Origin of the sequence: Candidatus Brachybacter algidus (assembly GCF_016707225.1) — a bacterium.
Taxonomy (GTDB): Bacteria; Bacteroidota; Bacteroidia; order Chitinophagales; family Saprospiraceae; genus Parvibacillus; species Parvibacillus algidus.
This window is the reverse complement of sequence record NZ_JADJID010000005.1, coordinates 326,157-345,713: the sequence shown is the minus strand read 5'-3', so window position 1 is coordinate 345,713 and position 19,557 is coordinate 326,157. Positions and strand designations below refer to the sequence as shown.

Sequence of the window (19,557 nt, the reverse complement as noted above, 5' to 3'; positions counted from 1 at the left end):
AATTAAATAACAGAAATTGAAATTATCTTAAATAATATTGCATAAATGAATATTAATTAAATGTATACAGATATTGTTGACCGCTGTAATGCATTGGCTGCAAATTTTTCAGAAATTTCGGAGCAACGTAAAATGCTTTTAGATAAGTTGTCCTTACACATTAGGGATAAATATCTCAAAAAAATTCAAGTACAACTAGTTTATATTTGCACCCATAATTCTAGAAGAAGTCACTTTGGGCAAGTGTGGGCAGCAGTGGCAGCACATTACTATAATATAGAAAACGTAACTACTTTCTCTGGAGGAACTGAATCAACAGCCTTCCATCCTAATGCAATTGCAGCATTAGAAGATTCAGGATTCAATGTACAAAAGATGGAAGACTTTAAGTCAAATCCAGTATATGCTGTTCATTTTGATAATGAGAATTTCATCAATTGTTTTTCAAAAACATTTGACAATATTGAAAATCCCACGACTAATTTTATTGCTGTAATGACCTGTTCTGATGCGGATGAAAACTGTCCCTTTATACCGGGATGTGATCTTCGCATAAGTACCACCTACAATGACCCTAAATCTTATGACGATACATGTCTTCAGAAGGAGAAGTATCTGGAAAGAAGTAATCAAATCGCTATGGAATGTTTATATGTTTTTTCAAAAATAAAAAGTCAAGTTTATGAGTAAAATTAAATCTATTTGGACCTCTATAACCGGGAGTGTCAGTTCAGGTGCTCCGCTTTTATTCGCTTGTTGTAAAAGTGGTGCTTGCGTTGGTGTTTGTGCCAGTCCTGTAGCATCCTTATTTGGTGTATCTGCGGCAGGTTTTGCTTCGTCTCCATGGATGGATGCTGCAGTGCCGTTGCTTATAGCCTTGAGTGCCGTATCATTTACTGCATCTTATTATAAAATCTATGTATTGCCAAAGTTTGCTCCTGCATGTGACACAGATTGTGGATGTGATACTGCCAAACCTAGTATGAATACTAAAGTATCGAAAGCTATTTTTTGGACAGGACTTGTGGCAAGTATCGGGTTTTTTAGCTTTTTTGAATATCAAAAATTTCAGGCAAATCATTCATCTTTGGCAGCATCTTCTTGTAGTACTTCTGCGTCAGGTAAGTGTACAACTGAGACAGCAACTGCATTTGCATCTTTTGGTTCTAATGAAAAAGTCCCATGTTGCAGTGAAGAAAAATCGGTACCTGTCAAAGAAGTAAAAGTAGCCGGAGTTAATAATAAAATTATTATGCCCGTCGATGAAGCAGCTGAAGTAACAACTACAGAAAAACCATGTTGCAGCACTTCTACACCTGATTGCGTAAAACAAAAATAAGTATGCTTGCCAATAATTGTGCACCTGCCCAAGAAAGGAAAAAACTCAGTTTCTTAGACAGATATCTTACCCTTTGGATATTTCTCGCTATGTTTATTGGAGTTGGAATAGGGTATTTTTTACCTGATTCCTCGGGCTTTATTAATTCTTTTTCTAGCGGAACGACTAATATTCCACTTGCTATTGGTTTGATCCTAATGATGTATCCCCCTTTGGCAAAGGTGCGGTATGAAAATATGGGTGAGGTATTTAAAAATACCAGAATATTAAGCATTTCTTTGTTGCTCAACTGGGTAATTGGCCCAATATTGATGTTTTTGTTAGCAGTTATTTTTTTCAGAGATCAACCGGAATACATGACCGGGCTGATTCTAATTGGAATAGCCAGATGCATTGCCATGGTTGTTGTTTGGAATGAGCTAGCCGAAGGAAATAGAGAATATGCCGCAGGATTAATTGCACTAAACAGTATCTTCCAAATTCTTTTTTATAGTGTTTATGCCTGGCTATTTATCACAGTTTTACCCCCGTATTTTGGAATAAAAGGTATGGAAATAAATATAACAATTGGCCAGATTGCTGAAAGCGTAATGATCTATCTCGGTATTCCTTTTATCGCAGGAATTGTAAGTAGATATGCATTGATCCGATGGAAAGGCATAGAATGGTTTAATACAAAATATGTACCGATTATTTCCCCTATCACCCTAATTGCATTGTTATTTACCATTGTATTGATGTTCAGTTTAAAAGGTGAGCTTATTGTTCAGATACCTATGGATGTCATCCGAATTGCAATTCCGCTAGTGATTTACTTCGTAATTATGTTTTTAGTCAGTTTTGTAATTGGCAAAAAAATGGGAGCTGATTATTCTAAAAACACTGCAATTTCTTTTACAGCAACCGGTAATAATTTTGAACTTGCCATCGCTGTAGCTATCGGTGTATTTGGTATTAATAGTGGTCAAGCTTTCGCCGGAGTGATCGGGCCTTTGGTTGAAGTTCCGGCTCTGATATTATTGGTGAGAGTTGCGTTCTGGTTGAAAGGAAAATGGTACAAGGAAGCTTAATTAATAATTTCTGTGAATCTAAATTATGCAAAGTATCGGTATAAGTTACTGATAGGTTAATATAGTAAACCTGAATGAACTAAGGAACGCCGTCTGATGGCTTCAAGACATCTGACGTTTTCGTATAATTTGGCAGAATGATTCGAGCTGGTCGAAGTTTGTATCTTCGATACCATATTTAGAAGTTTTCAAATCAATATTTCTATTCAACTCCGACAGCCACAATAAAAAAGCGGCCCTCGAAATCCGAAGGCCGCCAATCCTATTAGTTAATTATTCGTTTAGCTAACCGGGTACTTTTACCTGTTAAAAAAAATGAAAATCTTAAAAATTAATAATTACTCGAGTTTTGAATTTGATTATTAATTTCTTTAACTGCTTGCATATAATGTATATTATAATCGGAGTTTTATTCTAATTTCTAACTTTTAATTTCTAATTTCTTTTCAATTATTAGCAATACTTTCAGAACGTATTTCCTTCTCCAGAAACTTGAGATAATTATTTTATTACGATAAACTTCTGAACCTGTCCGTTGAATTTAACAAAATACATTCCATTATTCAATCTGTCTATATTTACTGAACTTGCATTGAAACCAGAAAGTATCAGATTAGCATTTGAATCAAATAAGCCAAATGAAGCTACATTTTGACCAAAATTTAACTCGCCTTGTCTAATTGGATTCGGGAAGATTGTTGTCGCTTTTATCGCTTTTTCAATCTCTTCAGTTGCTGAAATAAAGCTGGAAAGAATTGGATTATCTACAAAGTTGGCACCTGATAAAGCGGGAGAATTATTGACTGGATTAAAGTTTGGTGTCGTCGTAGCTGCAAGTGGATTAACCAATACAGTTCCTGTTGTAAACTCTACAGGATTTATGTTATTAGCTAATGGACCAGATTGTCTGATCCATGAATCAAGGGCATTTAATTTATCACCTGATTTCGATCCTCTTGCAACTTCTACAAGACCATTTGCAGTCGTATCTGTAGCACTTGTAAAGGCAGCGTTGGTATTAACAATTAAGTTATTTGTAAAAAACAGTTGTTTTGTTTTTTGGTCTACTGCAGTATTTGGTGTGACGAAAGGTAAGATGCCATCATAATTGGTATTTCTTAAACTGCTATCACCATCTACCATTACGAAGTTTCTATAACCCATGAAGATGCTATTTACGACTCTAAGACTTGAATTTCTTCTGATCCTTGCACCTCGTCTAAATGCAGATTTAGCAGTAGAATTCAATTCTGAATATTTCGTTCCAACAGGAACAGGACCTACTAATGTAAAATTTGAAAATACAGCATTTGTGTAAGGAGAAACTGCGGCAGTTCCAGTCGCTTCGTTATCAGATTCGAAAGCTTCTGAGGTAGAAGAACCAGACGATAAACTATATGTAAGGTCATAATAATCGCTATCTCTCAGCGCGATACCATATTGATTTAACCCGCTATAACCGTTGTCCGTATCAAAATCATCATCAGTACCTTTGAATGCTATGATGTGCCTTGAATTTACAGAACCTCCAAACCATTCGAATGAATCATCGTTACTGAATGAAACCTGGACGTTATCAACTTCTGTCGCTGAACCTACAGCTCCAAAAGTGAGACCATTTAATTCCTTATTAGTTTCAAAAGCAAGTCCCGGAAACTCGATACGAAGATATTTCAGGAAACCCGAATTATCATTCGGATCATTTCCACCGAATTTCGCTAGGCTTGGACTGAAAGAAACATTGTTAAAACCTTCCATCTGAACATTATCATAGCTTGGATTAGCAAGGTTGTGTGTACCTCTTCCTGCGATCAATAAGCCTCCCCAGTCTCCTCTTTCTCTTGAACCAGTCTCTTTGTTAGAAGTAATAACAACAGGTTTGTTTAGGCTGCCATCAACTTCGATTTTTCCGCCTCTTTCAACCACTATACAAGCATAGTTCTTTGGGTTTGTAGAGAGGTCTGCTTGCGCTCTGATGATAGTACCGGCAGGAATAACTAGCTTTCCACCATTATCTACGACAATAATACCTTTTAAAAGATAGACTTGATTTGCGTCCAACGTCAATGTATTTGTAATTCTTTTTTCTCCGACTACAGGAAGACCAGCTGCCATACCATCTAAGGTATTTGCATCAGTAACTGCAGGATAAGCAGTGTTTTTAGGATCCCAATTCGTCCAACCTTGTGTCCAGTCTTCGGCAGGAAGTCCACTAAGTGCACCGACAAATTCTGTTTCGTAAAATTTACTGTTTGGTTGAGCATTTAAACTTAATGATACGATGATCAAAAGCAATATAAAATGTACATTTTTTTTCATGACTTAATATTTATTAATTTGATGGCAAAATTAGTTTGCCAGTGTTAAGTCAATATTAAGAGCAGTTCAAGTTAAGGTTAATAAAAGGATGGAAATGTGGCACAAGGTTATAGTAGAATCCAAGTTTATCCATAACTCAAGTTTCGGTAATCAAATTAGCCTAAATTTAAGGAAAATTAATTTCTTAATAAAATGTTAGATGGTAGAAGGTAGATTTTAGATGGCTTTTCATCAATTAATGGTAATTTTTATCTTATAAATCAAATAAGAGGAAAAATATTAATCAATTAACTAAATACCGTCTACCTTCTAACATCAGCCATCTACCATTGTTTATCAACTGCCGAAACTAGAATCCATAAAAAAGAAGAATTTGGCTAGCGAAACTTGAGTTAATTATTTATTCACAATTTTTTTATTCTTTCTAATCAAATATCCAGTTGCCCATTTCTCAATATGATGGTGAATAGGAGCTAAGCATCCAGCAATTATCACCAGAACTAACAACATATATGCGGGAGATTCATCTGTCATCCTAGCAATAAACGGATCAAGTAATAAATTTATAAATTCAAATACTATTAATAGTGTCATTACACCAAATGCCTGAATGATCATGACATGAATGATAAACCGATTAGTGAGTAACAAAAAGAAACTAATACTCAGTGTAATGGCAAGAGCGATTAAGGCATACTCAAGATTTTGTCTTCTTTCTTTCGCTTCCTTTATCTTTAAATCTGCAATTTCTTGCTGTCTGGATTGTTCTTGAAAATCCATCAAAACGATCGTACTGTTTTTCTCACTGGTGAATAATAGGTCTTTAATATCCATACTTTTTCTGTAATATTTATTGACGCTGTCTAGTTCACTTAACTTTTCAAAAGAGCGATATATCCACTTATATGCGATCATCAGGTGGGATTTATACTCGGGATCAGCATAAGAAATTGCGTTGCGGGCTTGATTTATAGCTTCATTATAATTAAGATATTGAAAGTTATTTTCTGCTAGGTCATTGTAGATATTTGCATAATATTCATTAGTAGTGTGAGAATCCTTATTACTTACTTTTCTATTGTTTGCAAATTGAAAACTATTCAAAAGATATATTTTAGCAGAATCAGGCTCCTTCTTAAAAAGCCAGGATTCTCCAAAGTGTGCGTAATAATCCACCAGATTAATTGTGTCCTTTTGGCCTTCAGCCACATGCATTGCATGGCGAATAGTTGCCATTGCGGAGTCAGGTTTATTTAGCTTATTGTAACAATCAGCAACCTTATTCAGGACATTTATGTAAGATTCTTTATCCCTGAAAGCTTCCGTAATTGTTTTACATTTTTTGTAATAATTTAATCCTTGCTGCATATTTTGCGATTCCGTAAAGGAAGAGCCCGTTTGTATGAGCGCACTAATAATAGCAAAAGTATCATTCAGCGTTTCGAATTTTTTCAAAGCAGGCAGGGAATGTTTTAAGGCTTCACTATACTGTCCTGTTACCCTGTAACTAAGTGCTATGGCCAACTCTATATAACCTGTTCCCCACAGATCTCCTTTTCTATTGAAGTAATCTCTCAGCTGATTAGCCTTCCATATTCTTTTGGATCCGGCACCTACTGCCATCTCATCGAAAGCTTTGTTTAGCACCTCAGTTTGTTCATTTGGGGACTTAGCAGCCTCATATCTTTTATATATTTCTTCAGGAGAAAACTGGGAATATCCATTGAAAGTGCAAAGCAAAGCAACGAGAAGGATTACTATTCTCATTATGTATAATGATTAATTACGTCAATGAAAGCAAGGAGAGTAAAGTTAATTTATTACATTAATAGTTAAGTAAATTTATTTCAGACTTCCTTTTTTATAAAATTTATTTCGAAGCAAGTGTCGCAATGCGGAGACTTTCGATGGCATTTTCCAAATTTGCAGTTATCTCATGATCCGGATTTTCTATTTTGGCTATAAGGTCACTCAACATATCCTGAAGACATTTTCCATAAACTTCTGACTTAGTTTGTTCGATCTCAAAACTTCCGGTTAAGACTTCATTTACATCATAATTAATGCCGTATACGCTAATCTGCTTTTTAATTGCTTCCTCTTCTCCACCCCACCCTTCGGGCCTTGACACATCTTCAAGATGATCTACATGATGCAAACTATCAATTTTCCAACCAGGAAGTACCTTTAATTCTTCCCTGATCGCATTATTCACAAGGGCATTGACCCTGCCTGCCATCGGAACCCAACCATCTATCTCTATTCTAGCAAGGTCATAAATTAATCTTATGGTAGTTTTTTCAAAAAATCCCGGTCCTGAAAACGCATGATAATGACTGGCGATCAAGCCACCATCATATTTAACCAGGGATGAAACCTGATCCTTTTGGTGCTTATTTCTGTGATGAGAAATGCCTTGTACTTCCACTACTTTCTGGGTAGTCATTGCGTTGATCAGATCAAAAAAATGAACACCATGTTCTATCATGATGCCTCCGGACATCGCTTCATCCCAGAACCAATGTTCAGGAGACAAAGAATTATCCTGGGCATAATTACTGACCTCAGCATGTCTCAGTGGACCAAATATTTCTCTTTGACTCAAATCAGATAATACCCGGATGATGGGATCATAGCGCAACATATGATCGACAGCGATGACCATGCCCGTTTCTTCTTGTATTTTAGAGATGAGGAGAGCATCTTCATCTGTGATAGCTACAGGTTTTTCCAACAAGACATATTTACCTGCCTTCATCGCTTCCATAGCCATTTCCGCATGAAATGAAGGTGGCGTCACAATGCTGACAATATCAATGTCATCCGCCATAATAAGAGATCTCCAATCAGTATAAATTCTGTATTTCTCTGTATTAATTCCTCTATATCTGGAATCCGAAATTGCAATTATTTCTACATTCTCCAGTTTGTCCCACCAGTAATGAAGAAATTTACCAAATCCTCCGTAGCCGATGATGCCTATTTTGTATTTTTTCATGTTTTCTGCGTTTCAATATAAAGGTTGTAAACGGGTGGATAGTTCTTTTAGCGTAAATTAGATCAGTAATCAGTAATCAGTAATCAGTAATCAGTAATCAGTAATCAGTAATCAGTAATCAGTAATCAGTAATCAGTAATCAGTAATCAAAAAAAACGACATATATCATGAGAAGGGTTTCGATATTTTGAATTTATTTTAATTCCAGATTATTTGAAAAATTCATGATGCGCAACAATTGAAAATACAACCTCCAACATTTCTAAATTAAAGTTATTGACTATTAAAGCATAATATTGAAAGGGCTCTAATTCATGAATTCTAATTTCCATGCTATTTGATTTGATTAAATAACATATCTCTTACTTCCATAAGTGCGAAGCCCAGTAGATTTAATCCTTGCCACTGTTCTGGATCATTCACTCTTTCATCATTTGCCGCGAGGCCTATGCCCCAAATCCGGTCCACAGGGCTTGCTTCAACCAATATCCTTTCATTTGTGTTTTTCAAAAATCTACCAATTGCTTCGTTTTGAGAAAACTTTAATAGATTGCCTTTAACTACAATATCGTACCTATGTTCATTCCACACATTTTCATCAAAATTCCTAATTTTTCTCCCAAGGTCTTTTGCCTCTGCGGGTGAATTTGCTTCCATTATTCTATGAAATATTTCCACATCTTCAAATAATAATGCTTTTTTAGCCATCATATATTGTTCTGAAGAAGAATAAAACAAACCTTCCTCCTCGAACCGAGATAACCACCACTGACTAAAACAGGAAGCACTAATTTGCCCTGATTTATCAGGCTGATTTCCCCAGAAAAAAATAAATTTTTTTCTCTTGTCAGTTCCTCCTTTAGTTATTAATTGTTCAATATTATACTTCATGTGTATTAGACTGTTTGATTATTTGGGAGCCTTCCAAATATGCAAGTCCTGCAACAGCAATGACCTGAAGAATTAAATAACTCTTTCCTACTAGAGTTGCATTATCATAATGCAAATAAAGTAAGAAGATGCTAATTACAGACCAAATCCAATTGGCTAGGATTAGGATACGCGTATATCTAATGTCTATTTTTTTGCTAAAGGCAAGTAATGAAGCTAAAATAGAATAACAAAAAGTAATTATAGAAATTAAAACTATTACTGTGTGATTTATTCCTACCAATTTACTTAGAAATGTTGCGAATACTACTCCGAATATGCCTGTAAAACTCCCTATGAATGCATCAGAGTATAGTAGTCGTCGCAAAATCAATTCGTTTTTAATTATAAACTCCATGTTTAAATTTTAATCTTTCAATTTTCTTATATTCTGTTTCAGTCCCATTTCTGAAGAATATTTTTATTCCAAAGTTCAATTGCGAATGCTCTAAAAACAGAAGGTCCCTTTTCAAATGATTTATCCAGGATATATTCGCCACCAATAGCATCATCATCGCCATATTGTATTTTATTTTCGCCTCGCATCGCATATTTCTTAGCATTTTCATACATGATAATTTTCATCTCGCTTGGACTGACATCACCGTGACATACTTTTTTGTACATGATCCATATCTCGGGAGACTCGTCTTTATTAAGATCTGTAACTCCTAAAGTATTTTCAATAAAAGAAGCCTCGATATCCAGTTCACAATCATGAATATAATCAAATACTTTCCACACTTGAACGATCAGATCCTCGGCATCCAGGAAGTGATATGCATATAATTCCGCATCTCGTCCTTCAGATTCGTGTGGAAGATCCTTGTTGATATATATTCCTGTTTCAGCAAGAATTACAATGTGATAACCTGCTTTATCTTCCCATTGAATTGCCTTTTTTAGCGTTCCTTCATATTTGATATCTGTTGGAATATCTTTTGCTTTGAGCTCCTTCGTTTTCACCTGAGCAGGTAAATTCAAAAAAGAAATCAGGAAAAGAACAATTGTTAGTTTGGATAAAAATGTATTCATGTTTAATTGATTGATTTAATGGAAAGTCAAAATCTCCATAAACTTACGATTATTATGGGTAATGGATAATCAGTAATCAGTAATCAGTAATCAGTAATCAGTAATCAGTAATCAGTAATCAGTAATCAGTAATCAGTAATCAGTAATCAGTAATCAGTAATCAGTAATCAGTAATCAGTAATCAAAAAGTGCAATATCATAGGATGAGTTCCATCTGTGCACAAATTTTAAGATTGTAACTGTAGGAACAGGTCGCGACTTGTCCTTACAGTTACAATCTTAAAATTTAATTAAAACTTATATTTACATCCATACACAAAGTTTAATCAAAGATTAAAGTCCCTATTTGATCTCTCTTGATGTATCTAATCAGCATTAAATGCTTTGAAAAGAACCATTTAAATTCGACAGAATAAATTAAATCGAATAGACTCTGATTTGAAATCATAAGTCAAACACAATAAACGCTAAAGATAAGCTTCAATAACACTTAAGAGGAATACCCACTAGCTAAAAGAAATTAAAAATGAAATTAGATCTTTACAAACTTAAAACTCTTGTTTCCAAGTCTGAGGATGTAAATATTTGAGGTTAAATCTAATACATTGATTGTTCTCCCTTCAGCATTAATTATCCCGCGACGTAGAATCTGACCATATAAAGAAATGATTTCATACTGAACATCTCCCGAAAACTTACCACCTATCGTCAAGGAACTATTTACAGGGTTTGGGAATATTTGTGGACTAAAATCATCCTTTCCATCTGGTCGAGATACGCTCGCAATTGATGAACAATGTAAATTCGTCACATATTTTGATGCTGAAACTGGCGGATCTAGCAGCAGTGGACAGTAGCATGGTTGACCTACTAGGAAATTCTTTAACCAAGCTATTGCAATTCTACCGACATCGCCATTGCCACCTTCGGGTGTGTTGGCCACAGAATGGTTGCCGTTTTTTATTTCAAATAATAACTTTGAAGTTGTCTGAGGTGTAAAATTATAATGGGCTGTGGCATGCATAGATGCTGGTGCTGTTGGATCCTTTTCTCCGCTAAAGATTAATGTCGGAACAGGATGATTAAAGGCAGTTTCTGTCAATTGTGTATTTTGCCAAGGCGCCAACGCCATCACCGCTTTAAGTGTGGTATCTAGTACAGCAGCCATTTGAGCTCCACCGCCACCCATCGACCAGCCACTGACGGCTATTTTGGTTGGATCTAAACTTCCATATAAAGGAGAAGATTCCCGAATATTTTCTTGCTTGATTGTCTCAGCTGCATCCAGCAATGCCAAGGCGCGTTGCTCCGGAAAATCTGAAAGTATATTCGTACCAATAGTCATAGTAACAATACCGTGCGAGGCAAGAAATGGACCCCATGCCTGAATAGAAGGTTCATATGACCAGAAACCGGGGACTATTACTATAGATGCAAATGGAGGCGTCGCATCCTCAGGATAATAAAGTGTAGCGCCATAATAATCAGGACCATCACGTAACCCATCTTTTTCAAGAATCTTTTTGACCTTATATGGTCCAGGATTGCTAATAGATGAAATCTTTAAAGAATCACAATCCTGAGCAATTGAAACTCCAACCCAGCTTATTAAAAAGAAAAGGACAAAGGAAAACCGTGGTAAATTAATAAATGGCATTAAAATTAAATTAAATATGTACTTGAAGGACGTTTATAAGACCAATGTAATATACGATACTAAATATAAAATGGCTGAAAAGGTTCATCCAAGGAAATTTCTAACAATCTATTTGTAATCTTTGATGACCTTCCAAACACCACCATCCAGCTGCTCAATTAAGCTAATTGAATTAAAGTACATTTCTTTTGGAAGTTTGTATTTTAAAATTTCGTTGAATATTTCGTCATTACAGGTTGAATTGCGTGGATGCATCAATGTTACGTGGGGCATTTTTCTTTGCGGATTATTAACCACACCTTTCAGCACTTTATTTCTCAATTCATGAAAGCTAAAATTATCAACATACCCTTCCAACATTATACCCCTTCCATCTGAGAATTTGATTACATTTCCAAAGGTAATAATGAACTTATTCTTGATTAAACAATCTAAATTTTCAATAATTCTATCAATTTCACCTATTTCATCTTCCCGGCATAGTGTCACATGGCAGTTGATCAATTCAAACTGAATTGGATTATAGCGCCTCCTTATCTCTTCAATAATTAAATTTTCCGGAGGCTCTACGAATAATGTAAGTTGCCTTCTATGAGCCATGACCCTCTATCCTGTGACGCTTGATTCTTCTATTCATAACGCTGAACCACATGGGCGGAAGCAAGGCTAGCATCATCATTCCTGCATAGCCTGTCGGCATTTGAGGGCTGTCATCGTGATGCCTAAGAATCTGATACTTTCGACTGGCTAGAAAATGATGATCCGAGTGTCTGGACAATTCGAACAATAGCAATCTACCTAACGGATGGTTAGAATTCCAGGAATGCATCGGTCTTGTTCTTTCAAAATAATCACCATTTTTCTGTCTGGTCAATCCATAATGCTCTATATAATTGACAGTCTCAAGCATTAATATCCCAAATAATGCTGCTGAAATGAAATATAATAAAACCGCCCATCCAAAAAACCAGAAAACACAAAAACAAAGAGATAACTGTATGATTTGAAAGCGTATCATTTCATTTTCAAATGTCAGTACTTTTTTATTTAATTTCTTTAGTCGTTTTGCTTCCAATCTCCATGCTGATAGGAAGCCATCAGTAATTGATCTAAAATAAAATGAATAGACATTCTCCCCATATCTGCTGGAGGCAGGATCTAATTCTGTTGCAACATTTTTATGATGACCTCTATTGTGCTCAATAAAAAAATGCATATATAAAGAACTTAATAATAGAGTTTTGGCAAGTAATTGTTCAAACCTATTACTTCTATGGCCTAATTCATGGGCTACATTTATACCTAATACTCCACATGAAATACCCATAGCGGTCGTCATTCCCAATTTCACATAAAATGGCGTATAGATGTTACCAATTTGATTTAAAAAATACCAAAGCAACAAGAACTGAAGAGGCACCATGATGTATAATAGATAGTCATACACTTTGTCTTCTTTCACCGCCATCTCCTCGATTTGATCCAAATTTCGTGCAGAGCCATCAGTAAAAAGTTCGATGGCTGGCACCAAAAAGAAGATAAAAAACAGCGCAAAGAAAGAAAAAATATTGTTTGCTGACAAAGAGCAAAAAACTACAAGTGGAACCACAAAAACAGGAAGATACTTTATAAAGTGTAATTTCATTACAGCCGGATTATTAATCGTAGGTAATTTACGTACAAATACGGAAATCGAGAAACAATAATTAACTGAAGTTTCGGTGTTGGTAATTGTTGACCAATAGGCCAAATATTTGAGAAATATTAAATCTTAAAAATACTCCCGGCTCTTTAAACACCGTTTACCTCTTGCTATCTCACCTTCTCACCTTCTCACCTTCTCACCTTCTCACCTCCTCACCTCCTCACCTCCCCACTTTTTCACATTTAAAACCAATAACTTTCAAAACATTTGAACTTTTTTCTCGATTTGTAATTTACTTAGTACCTTTGCGCGAAAATATTAAAAATCAAAATTTATACATGGAAGTTACAGATAAGCAATTGACTTACAAAGTAAAAGACATTTCATTAGCCTCTTGGGGTAGAAAAGAAATGGAACTGGCTGAAGCAGAAATGCCGGGTCTTATGTCCTTAAGAGAACAATACGGAAACAGCAAGCCACTTAAAGGTGCACGCGTAGCCGGTTGTCTTCACATGACGATCCAAACTGCTGTATTAATCGAAACGCTAACTGCTCTAGGAGCAGAAGTTAGCTGGAGTTCTTGCAATATCTTCTCAACACAGGACCATGCTGCTGCGGCAATCGCCGAGGCTGGTATCCCCGTATTTGCATGGAAAGGTATGAATGAGGAAGAATTTGACTGGTGCATCGAGCAGACATTGTTTGCATTTTCAGATGGCCAGCCATTGAATATGATCCTGGATGATGGTGGTGACCTTACCAATATGGTTTTGGACAGATATCCTGAACTGGCTGCTAACATCCGTGGTATCTCTGAAGAGACGACTACCGGTGTTCATAGATTATATGAAAGAGTAGAGAACGGTACTTTGCCGCTTCCTGCTATTAACATCAATGATTCAGTTACCAAGTCGAAATTTGACAACAAATACGGATGTAAAGAATCTTTAGTAGATGCGATCAGAAGAGCTACCGACCTTATGATGGCCGGCAAAGTAGCTGTAGTAGCCGGTTACGGTGACGTTGGAAAAGGTTCTGCTGCTTCACTTAAGGGTGCAGGTTGCAGAGTAATTGTTACGGAGATAGATCCAATATGTGCGCTTCAAGCTGCTATGGACGGATTTGCAGTTAAGAAAATGGCGAATGCTGTTTCTGAAGCGAACATCATCGTGACTGCTACCGGTAACAAAAACATCCTAACTGCCGAGCATTTCAAAGCTATGAAGGACAAAGCGGTAGTTTGTAACATCGGACACTTCGACAATGAGATCGACATGGCTTGGTTGAATGCAACTCACGGAGCCTCTAAAATAGAGATCAAACCTCAGGTAGATAAATACACGATCGACGGCAAAGATGTGATCATCCTTGCTGAAGGCCGCCTAGTCAACCTAGGTTGCGCTACAGGCCACCCATCTTTCGTAATGTCTAACTCATTTACCAATCAGGTTCTTGCTCAAATGGAACTTTGGGAAAATTCAGAAAAATACGAGAATAAAGTATACATGTTGCCTAAGCATTTGGACGAAATGGTTGCCAAATTGCACCTTGAAAAAATCGGTGTTGAATTGGAAGTACTTTCAAAGGATCAGGCAGATTATATCGGTGTAACGGTTGAAGGACCGTTTAAACCAGAGTATTACAGATACTAAACAGAAGTCAGAAATCAGAAATCAGAAGTCAGAAATGGCGAAGATTTTAAATTCTGACAACATTAATAAATATGCCGTCGGAGTGGAGAACTTTGACGGCATTTTTTGTTTAAGGAATAAAATATACAATTCATGCCGAGAGTAATATTGTCAAAGGAGCTTGTGAAGGAGATCACTAAAATGCCGGTCAAGGAAAAGGACAAGTTGCTGATGCGACTGATCCGTAAGGATGGGCTGCTGGCAGAGCAACTGGAGTTTCAATTGATTGAATTTGGCGAAACGACAGAAGAGCGCAGGAATATGATTTCCAATAAAATCGAGGATGAAGTAAACGGTGTCGAAGGCAGTTATCTCAATCAAGGCATTGTACTGATGCGGCTCCGTGACTATAGCGGTCAGATCACCCGACACTTAAAAGTCACCAAAGACAAGATCGGGGAAATAGAACTCACGCTCCAACTTTTCAACTCCTACCTGGATAGAGCTCAAGGAAAATTAATACGTAAAAGTTACTACGACCTCGTAACCCTCGGTACCTATGTCGTCAAGCGTGCCGAAAAACTCAAAAAACTTATTGCCGCACAGCACGAAGATTACTACCTGGAATTCAAAAGGGATTATTTACACTTGATTGAGATCATTAATGAAGTTACTGCCTTTGGACAGGTGGCAATTTATATCGGAGCGGATCTCACTTGGATAGAATGATCGGGTGATCGGGTGATCGGGTGATCGGGTGATGGCGGAGTAGCAGCTGGGAGATTTTGGCGGAGATGTGAGGATGATTAATGAGTAATGGGCAATGGGTAATGGCGCGAAGATTTCAATTTTCTTCTAACTTCAACTTTGCTACTTATAAAATCCGTGTAATCCTTTAATCCGTGTAATCCGTGATTCAGACAGATTAGTAATGGGTAATCGGCAATCAGTAATCGGTAATATTACGAAGATGGAAGGTTATTTATAACTCTAAAATTCCCTTTGTATGAAATCCGTGCAATCCGAGAAATCCCTTTAAATCATTGCCTTTGTTGGCAGGCAAGCGTGATTCAGACGAAAAATGAGTAATGGGTAATGGGTAATGTAATGGCGCGAAGATTGAAGATTATCTGTAACTCCAACATTCGCTTTTTAAGAATCCGTGTAATCTGAGCAATCCATTTAATCCCCACCTTTGTTGGCAGGCAAGCGTGATTCCGAAAAGAGAAGTTGGTCGATGATAAGGCCACCCCCCGCTTTGCGTACCCCTCAAGAGGGGAAGTTTTCCCGGTAATTTTTGGATTAGAATGGAAGAAATTAAATCTTTTAGTATTTCTAGTGAAAATTCTCTGAGGAAAAATTACTTCGTGCTAATATTGCTATAATTATTCACTGATCATTCTATGTTGTTAATTTCAATGATTGTCTGATCCTCAGATCAAGCTAAAATGCATGCTCTGATTATTCATTTTTCATCATTCATTATTCATTAAATTAAATCATGGGACTATATTTCTCCACAAATTGCTTCATCTCATCTACCATCATCGGTGAACCAAGTACTATCGTAGATCTCTGGTGTAGTTCAGATGGTTCTAAGTCTAGGATTCGTTTGAGGGAGGTAGTGATTGCTTTTCCGCCGCATTGTTCTACGATGAAAGCCATCGGGTTGCATTCGTATTGCATGCGTAGTTTGCCAAGTGGGTATTTGCGGGTGTTTGGATAAAGGAAAATACCGCCCTGGAATAAGATACGATGCACATCAGAAACCATAGAACCAATATATCTTAAGCCAAGGTTGTTGTCAGAACAATGGTCAATGTAACGTCTCATCTCAAGGTCAAACTTTAAGTAGTAACCTTGATTGACAGAATAGAATGCACCATTTTTAGGTATTTTGATGTCTCGGTGAGAGAGACAGAACTCACCTATGGAAGGATCGAGTGTAAAGCCGTTCACGCCTTTTCCTGTCGTATAAACTAAGATAGTCGAGGTGCCATAAAGTACATAGCCCGCTGCTACTTGCTCCGTTCCTTTTTGAAGGAAGTCCTGTAGATTACAATCCTGGTCTTCAGGACTAAGTCTTTTATAAATACTGAAAATCGTACCTACAGATACGTTTACATCGATATTTGACGAACCATCCAAAGGGTCGAAGAGCACCACATATTTTGCAGCTTTGTTTGCCAAAGATTTGAAAGGCATGATGTCATCCAATTCTTCTGAGCCAATACCACACACGTCACCACTATTTTTTAGACCATCAATGAGCTTTTCATTGGAGTATATATCTAATTTCTGTACAAGATCGCCGGATTCATTTTCAGAACCTTCCACTCCCAGGATATTTACTAATCCTGCTTTATTGACTTCACGGTTAATTATTTTGGCTGCCACACCAATATCTCTCAAAAGTCCTGTCAGTGCGCCTGAAGACTGGTCAAATTCCTGTTGGTGATGGATTATAAATTCGTCTAATGTAATGATCTTGTCCATAGTTATTTTTATACTTAGTGTAAATAATACACTTAATTTATAGAGATATAAGGCAAAACTATAATAATTTTTAAGAAAAAGGGAGGAAAAGTGAAAATAGGTGTTGGCTTTTGGCTTTTGGCTTTTGGCCATGCTGTGGAGGCCGGATGGGTATAGTTTTTTAAATAATAATTTTGGAGTTGGAGATAAAATTACGGTATTTATGAAGCGAGGCGCTATGCACCTCGCTTTAGTATGTCGCCCATTCAGGGCTTGAATTCACTGCTCCATATTTTCCCGTGATTAAAATCAAGGGCTATTGAACGCGAAGATTGAAGTTAAAATTTTGGAGTTAAACAAAACCTTTTAAAAAAACCTTTAAAAAGCATTGAATCTTCAAAATCGATACAATAAATATTCGAAGCCTACTGAGGGCTCTCTGTTCGCTGTTCGCAGTTCGCTTCTTTCTATTCACAAATTATTCATTATTCATTATACATCATTCATTCCCAAAAGCTCTATCTTCGCAACATGTCCTCTTCCTTAAAAAGTCTCGGCGCACTTAACAAGTATTTTACCAAATACAAATATCACATCCTGGGCGGTATTTTGTTTATTGCGATTTCTAATTATTTCAGGGTATTGCAGCCGCAATATTTTAGGGAGGCCATGGACATGATCATCGAGACAGTGCCGATGTACAGTTTGGTGAAAGGTGCTTCCAATGCGCACATCATGCAGGAATACATCGTGCTCAATCTCATCTGGTTCGGGTTATTTGTGATCGCACAGGCATTCGTAATGGGTATATTTATGTACTTCATGCGGCAAACCATCATCGTCATGTCACGCCTCGTGGAATACGACATGCGCAAGGAATTATACGCCCACGCCCAATATTTGGACACGACTTATTATAAGAAACATTCGACGGGCGACCTTATGGCGCGCATGACGGAAGATGTATCCCGGGTGCGACAATACCTGGGTCCGGCATTGTTGTATGGCATTAACCTCATATCGCTCTTCGTATTTGTGATCTATGCCATGTTTGACGTAAATCCCAAACTAGCCATTTATACCCTGATACCCCTACCCTTCTTATCTTGGAGCATCTTCAAGGTGAGCGAACAAATAAATGTAAGAAGTACTGTTATTCAGGCACAATTGTCGAGATTGAGTTCTATTGCTTTAGAGATATTCAGTGGCATTCGAGATGTGAAGAGTTATGCGCAGGAGCAACGAATGGGAGAATTCTTTGCCAAAGAAAGTGAGGACTATTTACAGAAAAATATAAAACGTATTAAAGTCGACTCCCTATTCTTCCCCATCATCCTCTTCGTCATCGGTATTTCCTCTGTATTGACATTATGGGTAGGCGGACAGCAAGTAATGGCGGGCGAAGTGACGCCTGGCAATATCGCTGAATTTTTCATTTACATCACTTTATTAACCTGGCCAATAACAGCCTTGGGTTGGACGGCATCCTTAGTCCAGCAGGCTGCAGCATCACAGACCAGGATCAATGAATTTATGGATTCGAAGATCAGTTTTGAGAATGGTGCACACTCTATGAATCGTATCAGCGATGACATCGAATTCAAAAATGTAACGCTGACTTATCCTGATACGGGCATCGTCGCCGTCAAAGATGTATCTTTCACCATTCCGAAGGGCAGCAAGACGGCTATCATTGGAGAGACGGCTTCCGGCAAAAGCACGATAGCTTATTTATTGATGCAGATGTACCGTCCAACTGCCGGCGAGATCCTGGTAGGTGACAAAAATATCTCAGAATACACCATCAAAAACTGGCGCGATCACATTGGTTATGTGCCACAGGATTCATTTTTATTTTCGGATAGTGTGAGCAATAATATTGGTTTTGGGTTAAAAGAAGATTATGTACAGGACGAGGTCGAACGTTATGCCGCTTATGCTTCCGTGCATGAAGACATCCTAAGTCTCCCAAAAACTTACGAAACCGTCGTCGGCGAGCGTGGTGTTACCCTCTCCGGCGGACAAAAACAACGCATCTCCATCGCCCGTTCACTCATTGGTGAACCTGATCTCCTCATCCTCGACAACAGTTTGTCTGCAGTAGATACCGACACTGAACTCAAAATCGCATCTTATCTGAACAGTTTCGACGAAGACAAGACCATGGTCATCATCACCCAGCGCATCAACAACATCTTCCAATACGACCAGATCATCACCATGTCGGAAGGTCGCGTCATTGAGCACGGAAGTCATGAAGAACTAATGGCGGCGAACGGTTATTATTGGGGATTGTGGAGGAAGATGAATGGGGAGGGGTAGGAAACCTTATAGTTTTTATAAATTCTAAACCGAAAGAAAAATTTCAATTTGTAAAAATTGTAACCTTCAAAGATCTTTTAGGATATATCAACTATTTCAAACCCGTTCTATCGAGTGATGAAACTTTGGAAGTTGC

At 37.3% G+C, this 19,557-nt stretch carries 16 protein-coding genes; 6 read left to right on the top strand and 10 right to left on the bottom strand.

Features of this window, described 5'->3' with window-relative positions:
- Positions 1-60 precede the first annotated feature (60 nt).
- The 3 genes from IPI15_RS15890 to arsB are packed head-to-tail and all read left to right on the top strand — an operon-like array spanning position 61 to position 2,409.
- Complete coding sequence (locus IPI15_RS15890) at positions 61-690, top strand: arsenate-mycothiol transferase ArsC (protein ID WP_287405515.1); 630 nt, start codon at positions 61-63, stop codon at positions 688-690.
- On the top strand, positions 683-1,339 hold the full coding sequence (locus IPI15_RS15885; RefSeq protein ID WP_287421185.1) for a hypothetical protein: 657 nt from the start codon (positions 683-685) through the stop codon (positions 1,337-1,339). Before IPI15_RS15890 ends, IPI15_RS15885 begins: the two co-directional genes overlap by 8 nt.
- Positions 1,340-1,341: 2 nt before the next feature.
- Entirely contained in the window at positions 1,342-2,409 is a 1,068-nt protein-coding gene (arsB, locus tag IPI15_RS15880) for an ACR3 family arsenite efflux transporter (protein ID WP_287405513.1), read from the top strand.
- 501 nt (positions 2,410-2,910) lie between these two features.
- Here the strand turns inward: arsB and IPI15_RS15875 are convergent.
- The 9 genes from IPI15_RS15875 to IPI15_RS15835 all read right to left on the bottom strand — a co-directional run bounded on the left by IPI15_RS15875 (position 2,911) and on the right by IPI15_RS15835 (position 12,993).
- Complete coding sequence (locus IPI15_RS15875) at positions 2,911-4,728, bottom strand: T9SS type A sorting domain-containing protein (protein WP_287421183.1); 1,818 nt, start codon at positions 4,726-4,728, stop codon at positions 2,911-2,913.
- A gap of 396 nt (positions 4,729-5,124) precedes the next feature.
- Positions 5,125-6,495 carry a hypothetical protein gene (locus tag IPI15_RS15870; RefSeq protein ID WP_287421181.1) on the bottom strand — a complete coding sequence of 457 codons (1,371 nt, stop codon included), beginning with the start codon at positions 6,493-6,495 and terminating at the stop codon, positions 5,125-5,127.
- A 103-nt stretch (positions 6,496-6,598) separates the two neighbouring features.
- Complete coding sequence (locus IPI15_RS15865; RefSeq protein ID WP_287421179.1) at positions 6,599-7,726, bottom strand: Gfo/Idh/MocA family protein; 1,128 nt, start codon at positions 7,724-7,726, stop codon at positions 6,599-6,601.
- 333 nt (positions 7,727-8,059) lie between these two features.
- On the bottom strand, positions 8,060-8,617 hold the full coding sequence (ybiA, locus tag IPI15_RS15860; protein ID WP_287421177.1) for a riboflavin biosynthesis intermediates N-glycosidase: 558 nt from the start codon (positions 8,615-8,617) through the stop codon (positions 8,060-8,062).
- Positions 8,607-9,014, bottom strand: coding sequence for a hypothetical protein (locus IPI15_RS15855; protein ID WP_287405508.1), 408 nt, complete (start codon positions 9,012-9,014; stop codon positions 8,607-8,609). Before IPI15_RS15855 ends, ybiA begins: the two co-directional genes overlap by 11 nt.
- Before the next feature lie 38 nt (positions 9,015-9,052).
- Positions 9,053-9,691, bottom strand: a complete 639-nt coding sequence (locus tag IPI15_RS15850; protein WP_287405507.1) for a M949_RS01915 family surface polysaccharide biosynthesis protein — start codon at positions 9,689-9,691, stop codon at positions 9,053-9,055.
- 532 nt (positions 9,692-10,223) lie between these two features.
- Positions 10,224-11,348, bottom strand: a complete 1,125-nt coding sequence (locus IPI15_RS15845; protein ID WP_287405506.1) for a poly(ethylene terephthalate) hydrolase family protein — start codon at positions 11,346-11,348, stop codon at positions 10,224-10,226.
- A 108-nt stretch (positions 11,349-11,456) separates the two neighbouring features.
- On the bottom strand, positions 11,457-11,948 hold the full coding sequence (locus tag IPI15_RS15840) for a 2'-5' RNA ligase family protein (RefSeq protein WP_287405505.1): 492 nt from the start codon (positions 11,946-11,948) through the stop codon (positions 11,457-11,459).
- A complete protein-coding gene (locus IPI15_RS15835; RefSeq protein ID WP_287405504.1) occupies positions 11,938-12,993 on the bottom strand; it encodes an alkane 1-monooxygenase in 1,056 nt (351 codons plus the stop codon). Before IPI15_RS15835 ends, IPI15_RS15840 begins: the two co-directional genes overlap by 11 nt.
- Positions 12,994-13,331: 338 nt before the next feature.
- Between IPI15_RS15835 and ahcY the strand changes: the two genes are divergently transcribed.
- Both ahcY and IPI15_RS15825 read left to right on the top strand, forming a co-directional pair.
- The gene (gene ahcY / locus IPI15_RS15830) at positions 13,332-14,645 is read left to right on the top strand and encodes an adenosylhomocysteinase (protein WP_287405503.1); all 1,314 of its coding nucleotides are present in this window, start codon (positions 13,332-13,334) and stop codon (positions 14,643-14,645) included.
- A 132-nt stretch (positions 14,646-14,777) separates the two neighbouring features.
- Positions 14,778-15,353: a hypothetical protein gene (locus tag IPI15_RS15825; RefSeq protein ID WP_287405502.1), complete on the top strand. Its 576-nt coding sequence runs from the start codon at positions 14,778-14,780 to the stop codon at positions 15,351-15,353.
- Between the two features lie 765 nt (positions 15,354-16,118).
- Here the strand turns inward: IPI15_RS15825 and fbp are convergent.
- Positions 16,119-17,120 carry a class 1 fructose-bisphosphatase gene (gene fbp / locus IPI15_RS15820; RefSeq protein WP_287405501.1) on the bottom strand — a complete coding sequence of 334 codons (1,002 nt, stop codon included), beginning with the start codon at positions 17,118-17,120 and terminating at the stop codon, positions 16,119-16,121.
- A 510-nt stretch (positions 17,121-17,630) separates the two neighbouring features.
- On the opposite strand from fbp, the gene IPI15_RS15815 reads away from it, so the two are divergent.
- Positions 17,631-19,421 (top strand): ABC transporter ATP-binding protein, encoded by a 1,791-nt coding sequence (locus tag IPI15_RS15815; RefSeq protein ID WP_287405500.1) that lies wholly within the window; start codon positions 17,631-17,633, stop codon positions 19,419-19,421.
- Positions 19,422-19,557: the final 136 nt, after the last annotated feature.

Excerpts from the sequence above, each read along its gene's own strand:
- IPI15_RS15890 (WP_287405515.1), top strand. The coding sequence starts at position 61 with ATGTATACAGATATTGTTGACCGCTGTAATGCATTGGCTGCAAATTTT.
- IPI15_RS15885 (WP_287421185.1), top strand. The coding sequence starts at position 683 with ATGAGTAAAATTAAATCTATTTGGACCTCTATAACCGGGAGTGTCAGT.
- arsB (WP_287405513.1), top strand. The coding sequence starts at position 1,342 with ATGCTTGCCAATAATTGTGCACCTGCCCAAGAAAGGAAAAAACTCAGT.
- IPI15_RS15875 (WP_287421183.1), bottom strand. The coding sequence starts at position 4,728 with ATGAAAAAAAATGTACATTTTATATTGCTTTTGATCATCGTATCATTA.
- IPI15_RS15870 (WP_287421181.1), bottom strand. The coding sequence starts at position 6,495 with ATGAGAATAGTAATCCTTCTCGTTGCTTTGCTTTGCACTTTCAATGGA.
- IPI15_RS15865 (WP_287421179.1), bottom strand. The coding sequence starts at position 7,726 with ATGAAAAAATACAAAATAGGCATCATCGGCTACGGAGGATTTGGTAAA.
- ybiA (WP_287421177.1), bottom strand. The coding sequence starts at position 8,617 with ATGAAGTATAATATTGAACAATTAATAACTAAAGGAGGAACTGACAAG.
- IPI15_RS15855 (WP_287405508.1), bottom strand. The coding sequence starts at position 9,014 with ATGGAGTTTATAATTAAAAACGAATTGATTTTGCGACGACTACTATAC.
- IPI15_RS15850 (WP_287405507.1), bottom strand. The coding sequence starts at position 9,691 with ATGAATACATTTTTATCCAAACTAACAATTGTTCTTTTCCTGATTTCT.
- IPI15_RS15845 (WP_287405506.1), bottom strand. The coding sequence starts at position 11,348 with ATGCCATTTATTAATTTACCACGGTTTTCCTTTGTCCTTTTCTTTTTA.
- IPI15_RS15840 (WP_287405505.1), bottom strand. The coding sequence starts at position 11,948 with ATGGCTCATAGAAGGCAACTTACATTATTCGTAGAGCCTCCGGAAAAT.
- IPI15_RS15835 (WP_287405504.1), bottom strand. The coding sequence starts at position 12,993 with ATGAAATTACACTTTATAAAGTATCTTCCTGTTTTTGTGGTTCCACTT.
- ahcY (WP_287405503.1), top strand. The coding sequence starts at position 13,332 with ATGGAAGTTACAGATAAGCAATTGACTTACAAAGTAAAAGACATTTCA.
- IPI15_RS15825 (WP_287405502.1), top strand. The coding sequence starts at position 14,778 with ATGCCGAGAGTAATATTGTCAAAGGAGCTTGTGAAGGAGATCACTAAA.
- fbp (WP_287405501.1), bottom strand. The coding sequence starts at position 17,120 with ATGGACAAGATCATTACATTAGACGAATTTATAATCCATCACCAACAG.
- IPI15_RS15815 (WP_287405500.1), top strand. The coding sequence starts at position 17,631 with ATGTCCTCTTCCTTAAAAAGTCTCGGCGCACTTAACAAGTATTTTACC.